Genomic DNA, 22,541 nt, shown 5'->3' with positions numbered 1-22,541 from the left:
TCAAATGCAGATCAAAGCCGAAGAAATCAGCCAGATTATTAAGGACCAAATCGCTGGCTACGAGAGTGATGTCGACCTGAAGGAAACCGGAACGGTACTTTCGGTGGGTGACGGTATTGCACGTGTCTATGGCGTAGAAAATTGTCAGGCCATGGAACTACTCGAGTTTCCGGGGAATATTTTCGGACTTGCGCTGAACCTTGAAGAAGACAACGTCGGTTGTGCCGTTCTTGGTGACGTTCGTGAGATTAAAGAAGGCGATATCGTTAAGCGAACCGGACGTATTGCTGAGGTTCCTGTCGGCCCTGAAATGGAAGGCCGTGTTGTTGATGGTATTGGCCAGCCTATTGATGGTAAAGGACCCATTGATGCGAAAAACTTCAGTAAGATGGAAGTTCTCGCCCCTGGTGTTATCGCACGAAAAGGTGTGCATGAGCCTTGTTATACTGGTGCAAAGGCTGTTGATGCTATGACTCCGGTTGGTAAAGGACAGCGTGAACTCGTTATTGGTGACCGTCAGATTGGTAAAACCGCTCTCTGTGTCGACGCGATTATCGCCCAGAAAGAAACTGATGTGCATTGTATTTACGTTGCTATCGGCCAGAAGAAATCAACGGTAGCTTTGGTTGTTGAAGCGTTGAGAAAACATGGTGCCATGGAGTACACAACCGTTGTTGCTGCCTGTGCTTCCGATCCTGCACCTATGCAGTATGTATCTGCGTTTGCCGGTTGTGCGATGGGCGAATATTTTCGTGATAATGGGCAACATGCATTGATCATCTATGATGATCTTTCCAAGCAGGCGGTATCTTATCGTGAACTGTCACTGCTGCTTCGTCGTCCTCCTGGACGTGAGGCCTTTCCTGGAGATATTTTCTTTAACCACTCCAGACTGCTTGAGCGTGCTGCTAAGGTGAGTGATGAGCTTGGTGCAGGTTCTCTTACTGCTTTGCCAATCATCGAAACCCAGGCTGGTGACGTTTCTGCGTTTATTCCTACCAACGTTATCTCTATTACTGATGGCCAGGTATATCTTGAGCCTAGCCTGTTCTTTGCTGGTGTCCGTCCCGCAATTAACGTAGGTTTGTCCGTATCTCGTGTTGGTGGCTCTGCCCAGGTAAAAGCAATGAAACAGGTTGCAGGTACCTTGCGACTTGACCTTGCGCAGTATCGAGAGCTTGCAGCCTTTGCCGGTTTTGGATCCGATCTTGATGCCGCAACCCAGGCGCAGCTCACTCGTGGTGAAAGACTGGTTGAAATTCTCAAGCAGCCCCAATACCAACCACTGTCAATGGAAAAGCAGGTTACCATTATTTTCGCTGGTACCAAGGGCTTTCTTGATTCCTTTCCAGTAGACACACTTGCTGACTATGAGCAGGAAATGTATGGGTACATCGAAGCTAACGAACCTTCAATTTTTCAAGAACTTAAAGAGAAAGAAGCAATTTCAGGTGAGCTTGAAGAAAAAATGAAGAAAACACTGACGTCCTTTGGCGAGACCTTTAAGGCCACAAAGGGCCTGAATTAATCATAAGGACAGAGTCTTATGCCTGGATTAAAGGATGTCAAAGACAAGATTACCGGTGTAAAGAAGACTGCGCAGATCACCAAGGCCATGAACATGGTTGCTTCTGCAAAGTTGAGAGGTGCACAGGATAAGATGGAGTCTTTCAGACCCTATGCAGAAAAGTTCGCTGGAACAATGAGTGAACTCTCAGCTGGAATGGAAGATGCAAACCTCCCACTCATGGAAATACGGGATGTTAAAACTGTAGAGATTGTCATTGTTACCTCTGACCGTGGTTTATGCGGTAGTTTTAACAGCAACATAGTTAAAGTCGTAGAAAAGCTTGTTAAACAGTATGAAAGCGAAGGTAAGACTGTAAGCATCGTTACCGTAGGTAAAAAAGGTGCACAGGCTTTCAAAAAATCAGGCAAACTGAGAAAATCCTATGATGATATCATGGGTACTTTCCAAATTTTTAACGCTCGCGAGATTTCTCAAGATATTACCGAGACATTCTTAATTGGAGAGAGTGATCAGGTTGATATAGTGTACGGAAAGTTTCATTCCGTAGCTGTTCAGAAACCTGAACGCGAACAGTTGCTGCCTATTAAACCTGTAGAAAACGATGCCGAATCTGCTCAAGAGCAGAATGGCGCGACCGGATCATATATCTATGAGCCTGATCCAAATGAAATTATGGAAGTATTACTTCCACTTTATTTAAATGTGCAGGTTTATCACGCCATGCTTGAAGTTGGAGCAAGCGAACATGCTGCTCGAATGACAGCAATGGACAATGCTACCAATGCATGTAAGGATATGATCGACGAACTTACGCAATTGTATAATAAAGCTCGTCAGGCGGCTGTTACAGGCGAGTTGATGGATATTGTCGGTGGTGCTGCGGCACTTAAAGGCTAACGCTCTACCGTAGAGTATTTTATAAGATTGAGGAGGCCATTTCAGATGGGTGAGTCACGAGTTGGTAAAATTATACAGGTCATTGGTCCTGTTGTTGATGTCGAGTTTGAACCGGGTGATTTGCCCGAAATCATGAACGCGTTGTTTATCTCTAATCCTGCTATCAGCGACGTCGCTGACAATCTTGTTTGTGAGGTTGCACAGCACTTGGGAGATAATGTTGTTCGTACAGTTGCAATGGACCAGACAGATGGCCTTGTTCGCGGTATGGAAGTACGTGACACTGGAGAGCCTATCAGTATCCCTGTTGGCGAATCCGCTCTTGGTCGTATTATGAATGTTGTCGGTCGCCCTGTTGATGGTATGGGAGATATTAGCTCCGAAAAGACCATGCCTATCCACAGACCTGCACCGCTATTCACCGAACAGGATACAGAAGTCAATGTACTTGAGACGGGTATTAAAGTAATCGATCTGCTTGTTCCTTTTCCACGTGGTGGTAAGATGGGACTGTTCGGCGGTGCCGGTTGTGGTAAAACTGTTATCATGATGGAGATGGTTAACAACATCGCCATGCAGCATGGTGGTATTTCTGTTTTCTGCGGTGTTGGTGAGCGTACTCGTGAAGGGAATGACCTTTACAATGAGATGAAGGAATCCGGCGTATTACCTAAAGCAGCATTGGTATACGGGCAGATGACTGAACCTCCTGGAGCACGTATGCGTGTTGCCTTGACAGGTTTGACAGCTGCTGAATATTTCCGTGATGAAGAAGGACAGGATGTACTCTTCTTTGTAGATAATATTTTCCGATTTACTCAAGCTGGTTCAGAGGTTTCCGCACTTTTGGGTCGTACACCGTCTGCTGTTGGTTACCAGCCTACACTTGCAACTGATCTTGGTGCTTTGCAGGAACGTATTACCTCTACCACCAAGGGGTCCATTACCGCGGTACAGTGTGTATACGTACCTGCCGATGACTTGACTGACCCTGCTCCTGCAACCACCTTTGCTCACCTTGACGGAACGGTTGTTCTTTCCCGTCAAATTTCTGAGCTTGGTATCTATCCTGCGGTTGACCCACTTGACTCAACTAGTCGTATTCTTGATCCTAACGTAGTTGGTGAAGAGCATTATGCTACTGCACGTGGTGTGCAGGTTGCCCTTCAGAAGTACAAGGAACTGCAGGATATTATCGCTATCCTTGGTATGGACGAACTTTCTGAGGAAGATCAACTTACTGTTACTCGTGCTCGTAAGGTACAGCGTTTCCTTTCTCAGCCTTTCCATGTGGCGGAAGTCTTCACCGGCTTCCCGGGCAAGTATGTTAAGGTTGAAGACACAGTTCGCAGCTTTAAAGAAATCCTCGATGGTAAGCATGATGAGCTGCCTGAGGGTGCCTTTTACATGGTTGGTAGCATCGAAGAAGCAGTAGAAAAAGCTGCATCTCAGAAAGCTGAAGCATAAGGCTTAGCGAGCTGAACAGAGGACTCTCTTATGGCACAGATTCATCTTGAAGTAGTAACACCAACCGGACCTGTGATCAGTGACGATGTTGATATCGTCACTGCTCCTGGTGTGGGTGGTGAGTTTGGCGTCCTGGCTAACCATGCTCCTTTTCTGAGTACTATTAAGACCGGTACTCTCAGCTTTACAAAGGATAAGCAGGTAAAGTACCTCATGGTCAGTGGCGGATTTTCTGAGGTCTCGAATAATAAAATCACCTTCCTTGTTGAAAGTGCTGAGTTCGGTAAAGACATTGATGTTAATCGGGCAATGCTTGCAAAGGAAAGGGCTGAAAAGCGACTCGCTCAGGCGCAACAGGCTGCTGAGAAAATAAATCGAGTCCGTGCAGAGGCGGCTTTACAAAGGGCTATGGCCAGATTAAAAGCTGCTGAAAAGGCACGTAGCTAGATTGTATATACATTTGTCACACAAAAAAAGGGCTGCCTGTTAAGGTAGCCCTTTTTTTGTGTCCTTCTCAGGACATGGAAAGAATGGGTCGTTGCAGAATTTGGCTTAATGGATTGTTATTACAGGCCGGAATGGCGTTTGGTAAGCATTATTAATGGTAAGAGGTGTTTTTTTATCTGACTGTTGTGAGTGACTGTATTTATTTACAGGGCATCTTAAAACAGCAGCATTCATTACATCCACTTACTCTTTGGAAAGGGCAACTGCTTGAACAGGGGACAGATATCAGCTCATTTTGATTGTACACAAATTTACAATTTGTTCACTCATTAGATCAGGAGTGGTCTTCTTGGTATGCGCGAGAAGGCTATCTGTATGTACCGTCTTTGTTTCTGGTAAATGCACAACCAGAAGCAAAAGTATGTATCGGGTAGTCAGTAAGAATTAAGTAGTCCTTCTAGTGCGGATTCTTTGAAAAAATTACAACTGTAGGGCGGCTGTTGTATGATGATCTATGTAGGAGACGACACCGGTTGCGATTTGTTGAGCTACTTTGTTCTGGAAATCGGTACTATTAAGTAATTTTGCCTCATTTGGATTAGATAAAAAAGCAATCTCTGCAAGTACTGCAGGCATTTCCGCGCCTATAAGAACATAAAAAGGTGCCTGTTTTACCCCAAGATCACGCGTTAGATATTTGGCATTGAGACCAGAAATTAAGTTGGAGTGGACGTATTCTGCGAGTCGTGAAGATTCATTGATTTTAGAGTTTTGCATTAAACTCGAGAGAATATCCTGCATTTCGCCGATATTATGAGTTGAGGTAGCATTTTCAAGAGCAGCCACTCGCATTGCCTCTGCATTTGTTGCCAGATTAAGAAAGTAGGTCTCTGTACCGCTTATGCTCATGTCTTGGTGGGCATTGACATGTATGGATATGAAGAGATCCGCTTTTAGAGTATTGGCAATCGCTGTTCGTTCCTCAAGGGGAATATAGACGTCCTTGGTACGGGTAAGTGAGACATCATATCCGTAGGTGGCTTCCAGTACATTGGCAAGTCTTTTGGATATTGCCAACACAATATTTTTTTCTTTAAGTCCATGGGCAATGGCCCCAGGATCTTTTCCGCCATGGCCAGGGTCAATCACTATTTTTCGGACCCCAAGTCCAAGTTGCTGTGCTAACGAGTACTTTTTAGGAGGCGAGGGAAGAGTTGATGCCGCCTTGTCTGAAGGTTTCCTTTTTTTATAGTCTTGAAGACTAATAAAAGGATGGGAACTTTCTGTTTTTGCTTTTCCCTGTTTTCTTTTTTCGGAAGTTGTCAATGCAGGAACAGACTTTTGTTTAAATGCCGTGATTGTTGTCTGGGAAGAATGCGTTTTTTTCTTGTTGCCATGTACGTCTATAACCACTCTGAACGGATCACTGAGACTAAATATTTTATAGTCTGATATAGACTCAATATCGAGAACCACCCTTACTGTGGAGTCGCTAAATTGTCCTGTTCTAATTTGTTTAAGGAGACCGTCTTCGATGGGTACTGGTGAACGATATTTGGGTGGAATATAGCTAGGGCTGAAATCGATATATAATCTTCTGGGTTGCCCTGTTGTTTCTTCAAGGAGCTCTGACGAGTAATGAACAGGTGCTGAGGCCCGGATGACGATGCGGGTATATTCATCCGATGACCAGTATTTTACGGGAAGTACATTGACTAGCTTGTTGTTTTTTTTATTATTTTTAAGATGGCTAGAGAGTTGAATCTTTCCATTCTCCTGGAGCTTTTCCAACCTGTTTAACGCCTGTGAGTATTTGTCGCCTTTGGGAAAATGCTGCACTATTTTAAGGTATTGCTCTGCCGCAAGAGTGTCTTTTTTTTTGTCGTTGAGATAAATTTCAGCAGCATTAAATATGGCGTCATCTGCTAGCGATTTCTCTGGGAATATGGTGGCCACATCATTGAAATACCCAAGGGAATCTTCCAGGTCTATGGACAGGTGAAAGCGCTGAAACATTTTGTATTGCATCCTACCCATCATATACAGTGAAGAAGGTGCCAACGGTCCTTTTGTATGTTCGAGATAAATTTTTCTAAATTTACGCACACCTTTGAGCCAGTTTTTTCGATCCTGCCCTAGCTCTTGTTCTCTTTCCAGCTGATAGTAAAAATCCTTTGCTGCTTTGTAATCTTTTTCAATAAGAGTTTGTTGCCTGTTAGCCTTGTTCGTGGAATCCATTCCATAAGCAATGGCACCATGAAAAAGCATCAATGCCATTGTCGCTGCTACAGTTAAAAAGATAATGTGTGTGTAGCACACAAAATTGAGAGCTTTAAACTGCCTGGTCATCATTTTAGATATGTTTTTTTTTGGTAAGGAAAGAACGTAGATTCCCTTGCCATTAGTTTTTTTGGACCAACAGGCAAAATTGTATTTGAAGGGTCCGGAAATTGTCTAGAATGTCGAAAGTCAATTTGAGTAACAAATATTAAATCTAGCCCGAATTTCTCATCAGTTCAGGCGGTGTCAGGTTCAAAGTTTTTGGGAGTAAATCATAGTAGGCTATATTTACACCCAAAATACTGAAGAAGATGGTACCGCATGGACTGACCTTTGGTGAGCATTTTGTTAATTTTATATCTGATAGGTTGTAAATAGCATCAATCTGAAACCACTAATTTTTTCTAAAAATGACAAAATGCTCATGAGAAATTCGAGCTAGGCTAAATATACAGTATTTAAATGAAGCAGTAAAAGAATTTGTACTTTTTCTGGTTACTACCCTTTCTCTATTGGCCGTTAACGTGGTTTTGTTTTTTTAGCAACCGGCAAGAAAGAGCCTTAAACTCTAACTTTCACTCGGAAGAAGTTCTTTCATTTCATAGAGTAAGTCAAGGGCTTGCCGTGGGCTGAGGCTGTCTGGATTTGTTTTGGTGAGTAAGGTCAGTAAAGGACTTTGCGCCTTAGGAAAAAGCTGAAGTTGTGCTGGTTGTTGTTTTTTTTGTAACACCTGTTTACCCGGATTCTGATTAATCTTTCCTTGGTGGTGCATCTCTCCACGTTCTATTTCCGCAAGTATGGCATAAGCGCGTTGGGTTACTTTTTCAGGAACGCCGGCGAGTGATGCTACCTGTATTCCGTAGCTCCTGTTGGTTGCACCTTTTACCAGTTTATGGAGGAAAATGATGGTATCATTCCACTCGCGGACGGCAATAGAATAGTTTTGTACACGCTGGTGAGATGAAGCGAGATCTGTTAGTTCATGATAATGGGTAGCAAAGAGTGTCTTTATACCTGAATTATCTTTATTGACCAGTGCTTCAGCAACGGCCCATGCAATAGCTAGTCCGTCATAAGTGGAAGTCCCTCTGCCGATTTCATCAAGAATCACCAGGCTGTTTTTGGTGGCATTATTAAGGATGTTTGCTGTTTCGTTCATTTCGACCATAAAAGTCGATTGTCCCCGGCGAAGATCATCCATAGCGCCAACCCTTGTGAAAATACGGTCAACAATGCAAATGCTTGCTGAACGGGCCGGGACAAAGCTGCCGGCATGGGTCATCAGCGTTATAAGGGCGGTCTGCCTGAGGACCGTTGATTTTCCAGCCATATTGGGACCGGTAATAATAATAAGTTGTTGTTGGTCGTTAAGCTCTACATCATTGGGTACAAAACGGCCTGCTTCCAGTGCTCGTTCAATAACAGGATGTCTGCCTTCCTCGATATATATTTGTTGGGCATCGTTTATCGACGGTTTACGGTATCGATATTTAACCGCCGCTGTAGAAAGGCTGAACAGAAAGTCTATTCTGGCCACTTGATAGGCGACATCGAGAATCTTTTTACTTTGATCTGCTATGGATTGCCTGATATTGGAAAACAGCTGGTATTCAAGCTCAAGTCTTTTTTCTTGGGCTGTGGCAATAGAATTTTCAAGTTCTTTCAGTTCAGGCGTGATGAAGCGTTCTGCATTGACAAGAGTTTGTTTACGGATAAAGTTATCCGGCACTGTTCCCGCCTGGCTTCGGGTTATTTCAAAAAAATAACCGAAGACTTTGTTGTAACCAACTTTCAATTTAGAAATACCGCTTCTTTCTCTTTCCTGTGCTTCAAGGTTGAGGATGAGTTGTTTATCATCTCGTAAGAGGATAAGCAGCTCATCCAGGTCGGCATCATAACCTTCTTTAATAAGTCGCCCTTCTCGAAGACTTATGGGAGCATCATCGCGAATGCTGCTGTCAATGAGATCGTGTAGCTCGGCAAGTTCGTCCAACTGGCTGTGAATGTTGTTGAAGAGGAGGGAGGAGCAGGTTTGAATTGATTGTCGTAGCAGGGGTAATTGAGCTAGGGAAATTTTTAATGCAGCCATGTCCCTGGCATTGCCTTGGCCAAGGACCAGCCGGCTGCAGAGACGTTCCAGGTCATAGACTGAGGAAAGACACTGTTGCAGGTTTTTTCTTGAATCCGGCGATTCAATAAGTTCTTCAACTGCATCAAGTCGGCGTTCAATAGAGGCTTTATCCTGCAGTGGAAAAAGGAGGCGTTTTCTGAGCAGTCTCGCCCCCATCGGTGTAGCTGTAAAGTCCAGGACTGCCAGCAGGGAACCTTCACGTTTACCGCCAACAATGGTTTCCGTAAGTTCCAGGTTGCGGCGGGAGGAGTCATCAATGGTTAAGAAGCCGGATTGGTTGAGCGGTTTGATTTGCTGAATGTGATTAAGCGCAGATTTTTGGGTGTCTTGGATGTAGTTAAGGAGAGCTCCGGCAGCGCAGATACCATATGAGAAGTTTTCACATCCAAAGCCTGCAAGGTTGGTGGTGTGAAAATGTTCGAGTAAAGTTGTCTGGGCGGTATCTTTTATAAAGTGGAAGTCAGGACGAAGAGTCATGCAGATATCACCGAGGGCCTCTCCAACCACTTTGGCAAGAGCTTGCTGGAGTTCACTTTCTTTTTCATTGAGGAGTAACTCCGCCGGGCTAATGCGGGTCATGATGTCGATAAGTTCCGTTGCATCATCAGCATTGAAAGGAAGTTCTGTGACAAGGAATTCGCCTGTGGAAGCATCAAGAAAGCTCAGGCCGACGATGTGTTTTCCTCCCTGTTTCTTTGGGGTGGTTAAGGCGCAGACATAGCAATTTGTTTTTTCATCAAGAATTTGTTCATCTGTTGTGACACCAGGTGAAACAACACGGACCACTTCTCTTTTAACAATCCCCTTGGTTTGTTTCGGGTCTTCAACCTGTTCGCAGATAGCTACTCGGTGTCCCGATTTTATCATTTTGCCGAGATAACCTGTCAGGGCATGAAAAGGAATACCGCACATAGGTACTTTGTTGGCTTCGTCTTTATGGCTTCTTGAGGTAAGGGTAATACCAAGAATCTTGGAAGCTGTGACTGCATCGTCAAAGAACATTTCATAAAAATCACCCATCCTGTAAAAAAGGATGGCGTCATCGTATGCTTCTTTAATTTCCAGGTATTGGCGGAGCATTGGGGTGATTTTTACGTTGGTGGTCATGATGGTGTTAAACCTGCATTTTCAAGAAATGGGGGAGAAGTGTGTCAAAGGTGTTGTCAATATGTTGAGGAATGGTCCGGATCTCAGCACAGACGGTCATAAAATTATGATCACCATCCCAGCGGGGAACGATATGAAAGTGAAGATGATCAGCAATGCCTGCACCTGCAGTTTGGCCTAGATTAAGTCCGACATTCAGGCCGTCAGGAGCAAAGGTAGCTCTGAGAATGGTGCAGCATTGAGTAACCATGTGCATTAACTTTCCCTGTTCCTGTAGACTGAGTTCTGGTAGATCGGCAAGGTGGCGGATGGGGGCGACAAGTAGATGGCCGTTGGCGTAGGGGAAGCGATTGAGGAGGACAACCGTCCACTGGTCTCGGTAAAGAAGCAAGCTGTGTTTGTCGTGGGTAGCAGTGCCAGGTGGATCAAAGATACATCCTTGGGTCTTGGGCGTTTTACCCAAAACATGTTCCATCCGCCATGGTGTCCAAAGGGTTTTCATCGGCTTGGAGGAATTTCAAGAATTGTTCCCACCAAGGTTTCTCCAGCCTCAAGAATGGCATAGGTCCCTGGTGCCCCATAACGGCTCGTCGCCTGAAAACTACCTGGATTGATGATGAGTACCTGGCCGATTTTGTGGTAGGCAGGCCTATGGGTGTGGCCATAAATCATACAGTCTACTTCGGGAAAGAGGTCCCACAAGTGTTCTTCTATGTCATATCCAAGCCTGGCACCATGGGTGAGCCCGATGGTGAAGTTCCCGAAAGAAAAGGTGGTGGCTTCAGGCAACTGCCTGTGCAGTTTGGCGCTGCACATGTTGCCATGCACCGCATACACTGATTTATTCCCAAATGCTTCCAGTATAGTCGGTTCTGTTATGTCGCCTGCATGGATGATAATATCACAGTCGTGAAAACAATGCCTGATTTGCCTTTTAAAACGGCTGTCAGGACGGATTAGATGGGTATCAGAAAGTACCCCAGCTCGAAGAGTCATAGTGTGCCGTGTAAGATATTCATTTGTCGTGTCGGGGTAAATGTATTAAAGATAGCCCGTGAAAACAAGATAAGAGGGAAAAGAAACTGTATTTTATACAGGGTACCGATAAGGTATCAGGGATATAATATGCATAGTTTTTTTTTCGTACCGAACAATTAATAATGAATAAAAGGATAATAACAATGTATTCAGCCTCGGATTTGCGTAAAGGACTGAAGATTCAGATTGATGGTGAGCCCTATATTATTACAGATTTTCAATTTTCTAAACCGGGAAAGGGGCAGGCACTTTACCGCACTAAAATGCGCAACATGATAAGCGGTAATCAATTTTCCAATACCTATCGCTCCAATGATAAGTTTGAGAAGCCTGACCTGGAAGAACGGACAATGCAGTTCCTTTATGCTCAGGATGGCGAGTACCATTTCATGGACACCACTTCTTATGAACAGATATTTTTATCTGAAGAACAACTGGGCGATAATCTTAATTACTTGGTTGATAACATGGAAGTCCAGGTTCTTTTTTTTGGAGAACGGCCCATTGATGTAAGTTTACCGACCTTTGTCAACTTGGAAGTAACCGTTGCTGATCCTTGGGTAAAAGGTGATACTTCTGGAACCGACACAAAGCCCGTCACTGTGGAGACAGGTTTTCAACTACAGGTGCCTCCCTTTGTCGAGCAGGGTGATAAAATTCAGATAGACACCCGAACCGGAACCTATATGACCAGAGTCAAGGAATAATGCATGTCTACTCCACATAGCCTGCGCCAGCGCTCGATGCTGCTGCAGGCTATTCGATCTTTTTTTTTCAATCGCGATTATATAGAAGTCGATACTCCCATCCGTTTGCCTGTCCTTCTTCCTGAGGCCCATATTCAACCGTTTACAAGTGATGGTTGGTTTTTGCAAACTTCCCCGGAGCTTTGCATGAAAATGTTGCTGGCCGGTGGTTGTGAACAGATTTTTCAGCTTTGTCACTGTTTTCGTAAGGAGGAGAGTGGGTGTTACCATCAAACCGAGTTTACCATGCTCGAATGGTATCATCGTGGGTGGGATTACACCGACTTAATGTCGGAATGTGAAGATCTGTTCAACATTCTAGCTAGCAGGGTATCAGGGTTAAATGGACTTAACGCCAAAGGAGACATCGTTTATAAAGGGAGGACCATATCTCTTGGAAAACCATGGAGCCGGTTATCGCTACGGGACGCTTTTGTACATTTTGCTGACATCACTGCAGATGAGGCCATTGCAAAAGACCGGTTTGAAGAAATTTTGGTTGAAGAGATTGAACCACACCTCGGCTGGGAGCGACCAGTCTTTTTGTATGATTACCCTGTTCAGTTAGCCTCGTTGGCTAAAGTAAAAGATGACAGCCCGGACCTGGCAGAACGATTTGAGTTGTACATAGGCGGGCTCGAATTAGCCAACGGATTCTCAGAGTTGGTAGACGCGGCTGTTCAACGAGAGCGTTTTGTTCAAGAAATGGGAGCGATTCGGCAACTAGACCGAGATGTGCGAATGCCGGAGCAGTTTCTTCAAGCACTGGAGAGGCTAGGTGATACAGCCGGCATTGCCTTGGGAGTTGATCGCGTGATGATGTTGTTACTGGGAAAAGAAAAGTTGACTGAAATTTTACCGATCGATGTCCGAATTATGCAATAGCCACATTGTTTTTTCTTTATCTATCATATACCATAAGACACTAAGGAGCGATATAGGGTTTGTTCAGTTCTCCAGGAACACTGATATACTCCATGTCTGGAAGAATAAGTGCTGTGAGTTGTCCACCATAAACCGCCCCGGTATCTATCCCTATTTTATCCTTTGCAATATAAGGACGCGGGAACACTGTGTGGCCAAAGATAATCGGCTTGCCAAGCTGGAAAGAAGAGTTAAGAAATTTTTCTCTGGCCCATAAACACCACTGAGGACTCTGAAGACTGAGATGGCACTCAGGCTCCAGCCCGGCGTGGACATAAATGGCGTGCTGGTTTTCAAAGAATAATGGGAGTTCACGGAAAAAATGGATATGTGCAGCTGGGATTGATGCTAGAGCTGCAGAAGCTTCGGGCGGGATGCCATAGCTGGTAAGTGTCTCTTTGCCACCAACCCGTAAAAAAAGACTACTCTCCTTACCATCAAAATATTGCTGGAACATGAAATCGTGATTGCCTTTTAAGGTAATGAGTCGTGGATGATCTGCTTGCAGGGCCAGGAGCCTTTCAACTACACCGTATGAGTCTGGCCCACGATCCACGTAATCGCCAAGAAATATTAAGGTGTCTGCATTGGGGAGGACTAAGTCCAGTAGGTTGTTGAGTGAGTCAAGACAACCATGTATGTCGCCGATAACTACAGTGTGGTCCATGTAAATCCAATTGGTTGAAGATGGCAATTGTTGCAAAGACAATTTTTTTATTTAAAGATAATGAATTATTATAAGCACTAGCTCTAGACTATGAACGAGAAAACGCAGCAACTGGTAAAAAAATATTTTGATATCATTCTTGCGCGAAAAGCACTGATTGTCACTCTTGTCTTTGTCGCTGTGCTTGGTGGATTGGCCACATACTATAAAATGCCCAAGGTCTACCAGGCAACTTCACTGTTGATTTATGAAAAAAAAGCGGTCAATCCGTCAAAAATGTCGCCGGACATCAAGGACAGGGTGCGGGAAATTGTCAGTACCTTAATGCAGCAGGTAACCAGCAGGAGCAGTCTGGAAAAAATCATCAAGGATTTTAATCTTTACCCGGAAATGCGCGAAAAATTGCCGATTGAGGATGTCATAGAGGCGATGCGTAAAGTTATAAAAATATCACCCACCAAAGGCGACATTTTCCAGGTAACTTTTTCCGGGAATGATCCGAAAAAGGTGCTTAGAGTCACCAATGCCCTTGCATCTAAGTTTATCGAAGAAAACTTAAAATATAGAGAAGAAAGAGCCTCTGAAACATCAAGCTATATCGCTAATGAACTGCAGTTATCTAAGCAAAGTCTGGATAAAAAAGAACAGGCCATGCGCGATTATAAACTTAAATATTACAATGAGCTTCCTGAGCAACGTCAAATCAATGTCGCCCGGGCGAATACTCTGCAGGTGAAACTGCAGGGAGTGCAGGATAACATTCAGGAGCTGGAGCGAACCAAACTTGTCCTTAAAGAGCAGATCGGGCAAAGGCGGCAATTGCTGCAAAATGCCAGTTCCAACATGGTTGCTTCGACTACGGAAGGTAAGGATGTGCCCGGTGGAGATCCTTACCAGAAATTGGCACAGATGCACGCCTATCTGGATACATTGCTTGTCAAATACAAGGAAACACACCCGGAAGTAAAACGTATTCGTAAAAGTATTGCTGCCTTGGAAACTCAATTAAGTGCGAATGACAATGTTGGGACTGAGGAAAAAGAAGGAAGTCGTCCTTCGACTAATCGTTCCTTAATGAGTCGAGATCCGGTTTTGCAGGCTGCTGCCATTCAGCAAAGAGACCTTGAACGTAATCTTGTTGTGTTGCGAGTGGACGAAAAAGAGTTACGTTCACAAATACAGAAACTCGAGGAATGGATCGCAGCCGCACCGGTCAGGGAGGCTGAATGGTCTGCATTGACCCGTGATTATAACCAGTTTAAGAGTCATTATGATTTTTTAGTGTCGCAGAATCTTCAAGCGTCTTCAGTTCAGAACCTTGAGAAAAAACAGCAGGGAAGTCAGTTCAAGATAATGGATCCTGCCCGTTTACCACAAAAACCGGTAAAACCTGTTTTTTTGAAAATTATGGTACTGGCCATCGGGCTGGGTTGTGCTCTCGGGGGGGGGCTGGCGCTGGGCTTGGATCTGTTGGACACCTCCTTTAAAGACCCCCTGGAGATTGAAGAGTATTTAGGCGTGTCGGTCGCCTGCTCTGTCCCGTATTTGCCACTGCCAAAGGAAAAAAAGCTCTCCCGTTTGAAGAGTATAGGTTTTATTCTCTATTTTATAACAGGACTGGCCATAATAACTGCAGCTCTTTATTACTTATGGAGCCGTGGTATTGTGATATTATGACGTTCGCTTGAACGTATCTCAATCAATTTATCGAGGACAGTTCTTTAATGTATAAGGCGTATTACGGGCTTACCAAAAAACCATTTAAACTCACACCGGATTCCAAGGTCGTGTTCCGGAGTGAAGCCCACCAGGAAGCACTCGCCATTCTGAAGTATGGGGTTTTGGGGAAAAAGGGCTTTCTTGTTTTAACAGCCAATGTAGGTCTTGGGAAGACTACCCTACTCGAAGCCTTGGTGGAATCCCTTGGCACAGACGTAAAGCTTTGTCTGCTGAATAATCCGCTTCTGTATCGGGATGAATTTTTTTCCTACCTGGCAGCGAAGCTTCATCTGCCTTGGGACGGTAACAAGGCAATGTTTCTTATTGCCTTTGATGAAATGCTGAAAAATGCCTATGCTGCTGGTGAGCGTATTTTGTTGATTGTTGACGAGGCCCACGTTCTGCCTATTGATCTTTTGGAAGAAATACGGTTGTTGTCGAACCTCGATGTCAAGGGGCAGGATGTTCTATCTATTTTTCTGGTCGGACAACCTGAACTAAACGCATTAATGAGCGATGATCGTTTACTTCCCCTCCGGCAGCGTATAGGGATTCGATTTGACCTTAAACCTTTTGGGTTGAATGAAACTAAACAATATATTCTTTTCAGGTTGCGGCATGCAGGGGCCCGACATTTACATATATTCACCGATGAAGCCATTGAGCAGATTCATAGAGTCAGTAAAGGTACTCCTCGCTTGATTAATATTGTTTGTGATCATGCTCTGTTGACTGGTTTTGCAGAAGACCGACCGGTGATTAATGCAGATCTGATTCAAGAGTGTGTAGAGGATTTACATTTTCCTGGAGAGGAAAATCCATTGCCAGTTGGGCAATCAATAGGAAAAGATCGTGATTATAGAAGAGCGTTGTTGATCAGTATTGGTATATTTTTGGCAAGCTTGAGCCTGTTGTTATTATTGGCTTTTCTGCCGCATTCTTCAGGGGGGACACTGATGGAAAAGGTTCTTCCTGCCCCTGTGCAGCAATGGCTGCGAACGATATTTGAAAGTTTTTTCGGAGGGCAAAGTGGGTAAGTTTTCCAAAGTTTTGCGTAAAACGGCAGTATCTGAACGACCTTCATCTGGCTGTGAGTATTCTGGTGAGTTTTCTTCGCAACTGACCGACAAAAAAAGAGAAGAGTTTGGTTTGTTGCAGGCTGAAGAACAAGCAATACCAAACGCCCCATGGGACGAGCGACTGGTCTTGGCCACTGCAACCACAGGAGCAGTGGCGGAAAGTATTCGTACTCTGCGAACCCGAATTTTATATCCGGTTATTGGCAACACTCCACGTACTTTGTTAATAACAAGTGCATCGCCGGGGGAGGGGAAAAGTTTTATTTGTGCAAACCTTGGGATTTCACTGGCTCAAGGGGTGGATGATTATTGTATACTGGTGGACTGTGACTTGCGACGTCCTTCTCAGCATCAGATGTTTGGGGTCTCCAATGAACGCGGGTTGGTCAATCATCTTCAACAGAATATCGCTGCAGAGGAATTGATCATAAAATCAGGTGTTGATAAGCTTTCTATTCTACCAGCAGGTCCACCTCCGGTTAATCCTGCGGAATTATCTGGTTCTGATTCTATGATCAAGCTCGTTAATGAGATGAAAGAGCGCTACGATGATCGATTTGTTCTGTTGGATAGCCCGCCGCTCCACGCTGCAGCTGAAACCGCTGTGCTGGCTCAACATGTTGATGGGGTTATTCTTGTTATTCGGCAAGGTAAATCCCGGCGAGAGCACGTAAAGGCGCTGGCTGATACAATAGGCAGAGATAAAATTATTAGCGTCGTGTTCAATGCACACCAGACAAACGTGCTGGACACTAAAATTTTTGGTTACCAGGATTATAAGGCCGGCTACTATTATCAAGAAAAATAGATTGTGCCAAGTTGTTGTACGATTACGTGTCATATTTTGCATATTAGCAGCTAACCTATACTCCTCCAATAGTGCTCTCTTCTTTTGATTCCCACCGTTAACCGATTGCTCTTTTATTCCTTGTTATGCTAGTGTACTAGTGTACATCAGTCTATGGTGTCTAGAACTGCTATGTATTTCATTCTTTCTCACATTATAAAGTGCTGTGGCTATAAATATTGATCAAGCTGTTTCCCTTCTGAAAAAGGAGGTTGTTAACTACCAGGTCCCTGTAGTCGATCTCATCGCCGTGCAAACCAAAGATCCTTTTAAGGTTTTGGTTGCCACCATTCTCTCAGCACGTACAAAAGATGAGGTGACGGCCGTAGCCGCGCAACGGTTATTTGCCAAGGCTGAAACACTCGAGCAGTTAGCCGGTCTGTCTGTCTCTCAATTGGAAAAAATAATATACCCTGTTGGCTTTTATAGAAATAAAGCTAAATATCTGCATGCTCTGCCTCAAGTACTGGAAAATGAGTTTAAAGGGGAAGTGCCGCAAAGTGTGGAAGAGTTACTGCGTCTGCCTGGTGTAGGGAGGAAAACGGCAAATTTGGTGGTGGCTGTTGCCTTTAAAAAGCCTGCAATTTGCGTTGATACCCACGTTCATCGGATAATGAATATTTGGGGGTATGTTACTACTAAAACGCCATTACAGACCGAAATGGAATTGCGGAGGAAGTTACCTCAACAGTATTGGCTTGATATTAATTCTCTTCTTGTTGCTTTTGGCCAGGGACTTTGCAAACCACAACGACCACACTGTGATCAGTGCGTTTTGGAGGCACTTTGTCCAAAGATAGGAGTGACTCCCCGACAGCGAAAACAGATTGAGCGGAAAAAATCCGACAAAGGGTTGTGTTTTGTGTCCTGGAATGTCAATGGCCTACGGGCAGCATTGAACAAAGAATTCATGGAAATTTTCCATACCTTTGATGCTGATATTTTTGCTGTCCAGGAAATAAAAGCCATGCCTGAACAGTTACCCGAATCGGTGCGCAACATAGCGGGCTATCATATCTACTGGAATCCGGCTCAAAGGAAGGGGTATTCGGGAACAGCCGTATTTTCTAAAAAAGAGCCTCTTAATGTCCTGTATGGTTTGGGTAAAAAAGAATTTGATGAAGAGGGTAGAGTTATTGCTTTGGAGTATGATGATTTTTATTTTATTAATGCTTATTTCCCCAACGCCCAACCGGCTCTCAAACGAATTGACTATAAACTGCAATTTAACCAAGCCCTTTTTTCATTTATACATGATCTGCAGTTGAGTAAATCGGTGGTTCTGTGTGGGGATTTGAATGTAGCTCATAAACCTATGGACTTGGCAAATCCACAATCTAATATGCAGAATCCTGGGTTTTCCCCTCATGAACGAGCATGGATGGATGAGGTTATTGGAGCGGGTTACATCGATACTTTCAGAGAATTTAACCATGAACCGGGAAACTATACATGGTGGAGCTATCGTTTTAATGCTCGTGCTAAAAATATAGGGTGGCGGATTGATTATTTTTTGCTTGATCCCGGTAGTCGGCGTCGGCTTGTTGCAGCTGCCATCCATGATGATATAATGGGGTCTGATCATTGTCCCGTAAGCATACAGTATCAATAATGGACACTGAAAAAGAAAACTATAGAATAATCATAGCAGACGACCATAGTCTCATTCGACAAGGTATAAAAAGTATTATTGCTGATAATGATGGGATGAGTGTAGTTGCGGAAGCTGCAAACGGCATTGAATTGCTCGAATTGCTCAAAGAGCATAATCCTGACATGGTTATTCTTGATATTTCAATGCCTGATATGAACGGGATCGAGGCTGTCGGAAAGATAAAACAACGTTATCCTGATATCAAAGTTTTGATTGTTACCATGCATGGAGATAATCAATACTTTTACCATTCCATAGCTGCCGGGGTGCATGGTTACCTGATCAAAGAAGACTCCGACGCTGAGCTGATAAAAGCCATAGAGAGAATAAAAAAAGGGAAAACCTATGTTTCTCCGCAATTGCAGGAGGCAATATCCGGGGATATGATCGGTGCCTTTAGAGAACAGGCAAGTGTACCGATGGTTACTTTGTCACCGCGTGAAAAACAGGTGCTGCAATTGGTTGTCAAGGGATATACGAGTAAGAAAATTGCCGCCTTGTTAACCTTAAGCCCACGTACCGTCGATCATCACAGGGCAAGTCTTATCAAAAAATTCAACATGAAAAACACGGTCGACTTGGTTAATTATGTTGTTCGAAATAATTTATTTTTAGAAGATGTCTAAAAAAAGATAGGCAACGTGTTTTTTTTTTAGGTTATTCCATTTCTCTTAACTTCCCTTCTTTTATATTATTTTTTGGTCTTTTAGGTAAAAATACCTAATGCCGGTCAGTAGTTCCCCCAATTGTTTTTTTACTTCTGCTGCGTTTTAGTTAATCAAATAAAAAAATGGAAAGATCGCATTTTTAATGCCTTTGATTACTATCCAAAGAGAAGAAGGGGGAAGAATGAATAAAAGTGATCTCATCGAAACCATAGCCAGTTCAGCACGGATCAGTAAAGCCGCAGCAGAACGAGGCCTGAACGGAATGTTAACTATGATGTCGAGCGCCATGGAAGGTGGTGAGCGAGTTACATTGGCTGGATTTGGTAGCTTTAGCGTTGTTGATCGCGCCCCTCGCACTGGGAGAAATCCGAAAACAGGCGAAGTCGTCCCAATCCCTTCACGTAAGGCGGTCAGGTTCAGACCAGGAAAACATCTTTCACGAAAGCTTGGCGAGTATTAAGCACTCGCGCCTACGGCAGCTTGCTGCCCGTTGAGACTATACTTCGCCAATACCAAATACCTATCCCAATCGCGCTCATGAAACAGCTGAGCACCTGACCCATAGAAAAACCAGCAAGCAGCAATCCTAACTGTGGGTCAGGTTCACGAAAATATTCCACAATAAAACGAAATACACTGTAGCAAATCAAAAAAAGAGCCAACAGAGATCCATGGGGCCACAATGTTTTCGGATGCTTAGTCCATGGTTTGCCTTTTATGCTCCACAGGATAGCGAATAAAACAATTCCCTCCAAAAAAGCTTCATAGAGTTGTGAAGGATGGCGCGGCAGCGGCCCCCCACCGGGAAAGATCATGCCCCAGCCAACTGTTGTGGCTCGACCATAGAGTTCTCCGTTTATAAAATTACCTAAGCGACCGAAAAAAAGACCAATCGGCACCGTAACAACGTAAAGATCTGCTGCTTTCCAGAATTGGAGCCCATTGCGGGAACAGTAAATAACCCCTGCTGTCAGTGCACCCGTGCAGCCGCCGTGAAACGACATCCCCCCGTGCCATATGGCGAACATATCCAAAGGATTTTGAAGATAATACGTTGGGTTGTAAAAGCAAACATATCCCAATCTGCCCCCGATAATAACCCCAATAATGAGGGAGAGGTTAAGATTGTCCAGATGGTTTGTTAACTTGTGCCAGCCAAATCTTTTGGCTTGGTAGGCAACCAGCAGGTATGCGGCGACAAACCCAATTACGTACATCAAGCCGTACCAGCGAACTGACAATGGGCCGACGGAAAAAATGATTGGGTCTAGCTGAGGATAGGAGAGCATGCAAACAATTCTCAGGTTAGAGGAGTCCTTTCTGCTTCAGATAGACCTGGAGAACTGATACCGCAGCAGGTGTTACTCCCGAGATACGCGAAGCCTGTCCAAGTGATTGCGGTTGAACTTTGGTTAGCTTTTCAACGACTTCATTGGAGAGTCCGGGGAGTCCTTTGTATATCATTTTTTCCGGTAAGGCCATTTGTTCAAGCTTTTTGAATCTGTGGACCTGTTCTTCCTGACGTTTGATATAGCCGGCGTATTTGACCTGGAGCTCTACTTCCTCTACAAACTTCAGGCCCTCAAGTGCCGCTGGTAAGCCCACCTCAGTTTCTGAGACCAGCCGGGTGAGGTCGGCAAGTTTGATTTCCGGTCGGCGAAGAAGGTCTCCCATGGATAATGCCTGGCTTAAAGGCGTAGAGTTAAACTCTTGTAGAAAGTGATTAACCTCTGCTGACGGCTTTATCCTGGTCTCATGCAGCGCATTGACTGCTTCATTTATACTTTTCTTTTTGGCAAGAAAAGACTCCCATGTGTCTTGGTCTACCAGGCCAAGATTATAGCCGATTTCCCTCAGCCTTCTATCGGCATTGTCTTCGCGGAGGAGCAACCGATATTCAGCTCTGGAGGTGAAGAGGCGGTAGGGTTCCTTGGTACCCAGAGTAACCAGATCATCTATCAGTACGCCGAGGTACGCTTGTGAGCGGTCGAGCACTAATGGCTCCTGATTGCGAACAAATTTGACACTGTTGATTGCAGCGATCAATCCCTGTCCCGCAGCTTCTTCATAGCCGGAGGTGCCGTTTATCTGGCCTGCCAGAAAGAGCCCCTGGATTTTTTTAGTTTCCAAGGACGGTTTAAGCTCCCGTGGATCAACATAGTCGTACTCAATGGCATACCCTGGGCGTATAATACAAGCATTTTCCATGCCTGGTATTGAGTGGATCATGTCAATCTGAGTGCTCAATGGCAGACTGGTCGGAATTCCGTTAGGATACACCTCTACAGTGTCAAGCCCTTCCGGCTCAAGGAAAATTTGGTGTCTGTTTTTTTCGGGAAAACGCATTACTTTGTCCTCAATGGAAGGGCAGTAACGAGCGCCAACCCCTTCTATGATACCTGCAAACAATGGTGACTGGTCTATGGAGTCGCCGATTATTTGATGAGTCCTTTGATTGGTGTAGGTAATATAGCATGGACGTTGTTCAAGCGGAGGTGCCCCGGAAGAGGAAAAAGAGAATAGATTTGGCGGCTCATCAGAATACTGTGCCTCCAGTTGTGAATAGTCAATGGTGTTGCCATCGATACGGGGCGTTGTCCCTGTTTTCATCCTACCCACCGTGAAGCCATATGCCTTGAACCACTCTGCAAGTTTCAGCGATGGAACATCACCCATTCTTCCTGCCGGGAAATGTTTCAGGCCAACATGAATAAGCCCGTTGAGAAAGGTTCCGGTGGTGACAACCACGGCCTTGACGGTGAGATGTTCGTCTAGAGAGGTTCTGATGCCGACAATTTGATCATTTTCTACAAGAATTTCATCAACTACTGTTTGTCTTATTTCTAAATTCTCCTGGTTTTCAAGAATATTCTTCATTCGCAGTCGATACAGCAGCCTATCGGCTTGGGCCCGCGAGGATCGTACGGCAGGTCCTTTACTGGTGTTAAGTCGACGAAATTGGATACCGGTTGCATCTATATTTTTTGCCATTTCTCCGCCAAGAGCATCGATCTCCTTAACGAGGTGACCTTTGGCAAGTCCTCCAATGGCAGGGTTGCAGGACATAGCACCTATGGTGTCTACATTAATAACACACACAAGGGTGCGACACCCCATCCTGGCGGCAGCAAGAGCTGCCTCACAACCGGCGTGACCGGCACCGATTACGGCAATATCAAAATCTGTCATATGATTAACTGGGTAGAAGGAATGAAGAGTATACTGAAACTGCGGCATAGCGAAGCGAAGTGATCAGCTATTGACTCTGCAATAAAACATTTATTATAGAGAGCACAGTTCCATTTTGCAATGGGAAGCATCAATTGACGAAGAATTAGC

General features: G+C 44.5%; 19 protein-coding genes. 12 read left to right on the top strand and 7 right to left on the bottom strand.

Going from position 1 to position 22,541, the window contains the following annotated elements:
* The first annotated feature begins 4 nt into the window (after positions 1–4).
* From atpA to JWH17_RS03440, 4 genes are read left to right on the top strand one after another with little or no spacing between them, the layout of a single operon-like run.
* A complete protein-coding gene (atpA, locus tag JWH17_RS03455) occupies positions 5–1,528 on the top strand; it encodes a F0F1 ATP synthase subunit alpha (protein ID WP_205221168.1) in 1,524 nt (507 codons plus the stop codon).
* Between the two features lie 18 nt (positions 1,529–1,546).
* Positions 1,547–2,428, top strand: a complete 882-nt coding sequence (atpG, locus tag JWH17_RS03450; protein WP_205221167.1) for an ATP synthase F1 subunit gamma — start codon at positions 1,547–1,549, stop codon at positions 2,426–2,428.
* A gap of 45 nt (positions 2,429–2,473) precedes the next feature.
* Positions 2,474–3,895 carry a F0F1 ATP synthase subunit beta gene (gene atpD / locus JWH17_RS03445; protein ID WP_205221166.1) on the top strand — a complete coding sequence of 474 codons (1,422 nt, stop codon included), beginning with the start codon at positions 2,474–2,476 and terminating at the stop codon, positions 3,893–3,895.
* 30 nt (positions 3,896–3,925) lie between these two features.
* Positions 3,926–4,342, top strand: a complete 417-nt coding sequence (locus tag JWH17_RS03440) for a F0F1 ATP synthase subunit epsilon (protein ID WP_205221165.1) — start codon at positions 3,926–3,928, stop codon at positions 4,340–4,342.
* Positions 4,343–4,822: 480 nt separating this feature from the next.
* On the opposite strand, the gene JWH17_RS03435 is transcribed toward JWH17_RS03440, so the two are convergent.
* The 4 genes from JWH17_RS03435 to JWH17_RS03420 form a co-directional block, all read right to left on the bottom strand.
* Positions 4,823–6,619 carry an N-acetylmuramoyl-L-alanine amidase gene (locus tag JWH17_RS03435; protein WP_205221164.1) on the bottom strand — a complete coding sequence of 599 codons (1,797 nt, stop codon included), beginning with the start codon at positions 6,617–6,619 and terminating at the stop codon, positions 4,823–4,825.
* A gap of 571 nt (positions 6,620–7,190) precedes the next feature.
* Positions 7,191–9,860 carry a DNA mismatch repair protein MutS gene (mutS, locus tag JWH17_RS03430; protein WP_205221163.1) on the bottom strand — a complete coding sequence of 890 codons (2,670 nt, stop codon included), beginning with the start codon at positions 9,858–9,860 and terminating at the stop codon, positions 7,191–7,193.
* Positions 9,861–9,867: 7 nt separating this feature from the next.
* On the bottom strand, positions 9,868–10,335 hold the full coding sequence (locus JWH17_RS03425; RefSeq protein WP_232370863.1) for an HIT family protein: 468 nt from the start codon (positions 10,333–10,335) through the stop codon (positions 9,868–9,870).
* Between the two features lie 23 nt (positions 10,336–10,358).
* Positions 10,359–10,856, bottom strand: coding sequence for a metallophosphoesterase family protein (locus JWH17_RS03420; protein WP_205221161.1), 498 nt, complete (start codon positions 10,854–10,856; stop codon positions 10,359–10,361).
* A gap of 185 nt (positions 10,857–11,041) precedes the next feature.
* Between JWH17_RS03420 and efp the strand changes: the two genes are divergently transcribed.
* Both efp and epmA read left to right on the top strand, forming a co-directional pair.
* Positions 11,042–11,605, top strand: coding sequence for an elongation factor P (gene efp, locus JWH17_RS03415; RefSeq protein ID WP_205221160.1), 564 nt, complete (start codon positions 11,042–11,044; stop codon positions 11,603–11,605).
* Between the two features lie 3 nt (positions 11,606–11,608).
* On the top strand, positions 11,609–12,529 hold the full coding sequence (gene epmA, locus JWH17_RS03410; protein WP_205221159.1) for an EF-P lysine aminoacylase EpmA: 921 nt from the start codon (positions 11,609–11,611) through the stop codon (positions 12,527–12,529).
* A 40-nt stretch (positions 12,530–12,569) separates the two neighbouring features.
* Here the strand turns inward: epmA and JWH17_RS03405 are convergent, their stop codons facing one another.
* Entirely contained in the window at positions 12,570–13,235 is a 666-nt protein-coding gene (locus JWH17_RS03405) for a metallophosphoesterase family protein (RefSeq protein WP_205221158.1), read from the bottom strand.
* A 90-nt stretch (positions 13,236–13,325) separates the two neighbouring features.
* Here JWH17_RS03405 and JWH17_RS03400 point away from each other — a divergent pair, with 90 nt between their 5' ends.
* The 6 genes from JWH17_RS03400 to JWH17_RS03375 all read left to right on the top strand — a co-directional run bounded on the left by JWH17_RS03400 (position 13,326) and on the right by JWH17_RS03375 (position 19,662).
* Positions 13,326–14,912, top strand: a complete 1,587-nt coding sequence (locus JWH17_RS03400) for a GumC family protein (RefSeq protein WP_205221157.1) — start codon at positions 13,326–13,328, stop codon at positions 14,910–14,912.
* Between the two features lie 47 nt (positions 14,913–14,959).
* Entirely contained in the window at positions 14,960–15,991 is a 1,032-nt protein-coding gene (locus JWH17_RS03395; RefSeq protein WP_205221156.1) for an ExeA family protein, read from the top strand.
* On the top strand, positions 15,984–16,841 hold the full coding sequence (locus tag JWH17_RS03390) for a CpsD/CapB family tyrosine-protein kinase (RefSeq protein ID WP_205221155.1): 858 nt from the start codon (positions 15,984–15,986) through the stop codon (positions 16,839–16,841). The genes JWH17_RS03395 and JWH17_RS03390 overlap by 8 nt, the downstream gene beginning before the upstream one ends.
* Positions 16,842–17,046: 205 nt before the next feature.
* Positions 17,047–18,492, top strand: a complete 1,446-nt coding sequence (locus JWH17_RS03385; protein ID WP_205221154.1) for an exodeoxyribonuclease III — start codon at positions 17,047–17,049, stop codon at positions 18,490–18,492.
* Positions 18,492–19,160, top strand: coding sequence for a response regulator (locus JWH17_RS03380; RefSeq protein ID WP_205221153.1), 669 nt, complete (start codon positions 18,492–18,494; stop codon positions 19,158–19,160). Before JWH17_RS03385 ends, JWH17_RS03380 begins: the two co-directional genes overlap by 1 nt.
* 223 nt (positions 19,161–19,383) lie before the next feature.
* On the top strand, positions 19,384–19,662 hold the full coding sequence (locus JWH17_RS03375) for an HU family DNA-binding protein (protein ID WP_205221152.1): 279 nt from the start codon (positions 19,384–19,386) through the stop codon (positions 19,660–19,662).
* Positions 19,663–19,672: 10 nt separating this feature from the next.
* On the opposite strand, the gene lgt is transcribed toward JWH17_RS03375, so the two are convergent.
* Positions 19,673–20,491 (bottom strand): prolipoprotein diacylglyceryl transferase, encoded by an 819-nt coding sequence (lgt, locus tag JWH17_RS03370; RefSeq protein ID WP_205221151.1) that lies wholly within the window; start codon positions 20,489–20,491, stop codon positions 19,673–19,675.
* 16 nt (positions 20,492–20,507) lie between these two features.
* Positions 20,508–22,391, bottom strand: a complete 1,884-nt coding sequence (gene mnmG / locus JWH17_RS03365) for a tRNA uridine-5-carboxymethylaminomethyl(34) synthesis enzyme MnmG (protein ID WP_205221150.1) — start codon at positions 22,389–22,391, stop codon at positions 20,508–20,510.
* Between the last annotated feature and the right edge of the window lie 150 nt (positions 22,392–22,541).

The organism is Desulfogranum marinum (genome assembly GCF_016918565.1).
Taxonomy (GTDB): Bacteria; Desulfobacterota; Desulfobulbia; order Desulfobulbales; family Desulfobulbaceae; genus Desulfogranum; species Desulfogranum marinum.
Note: the sequence above shows the minus strand (reverse complement) of the source record. Positions and strands in the feature narration are given on the sequence as shown.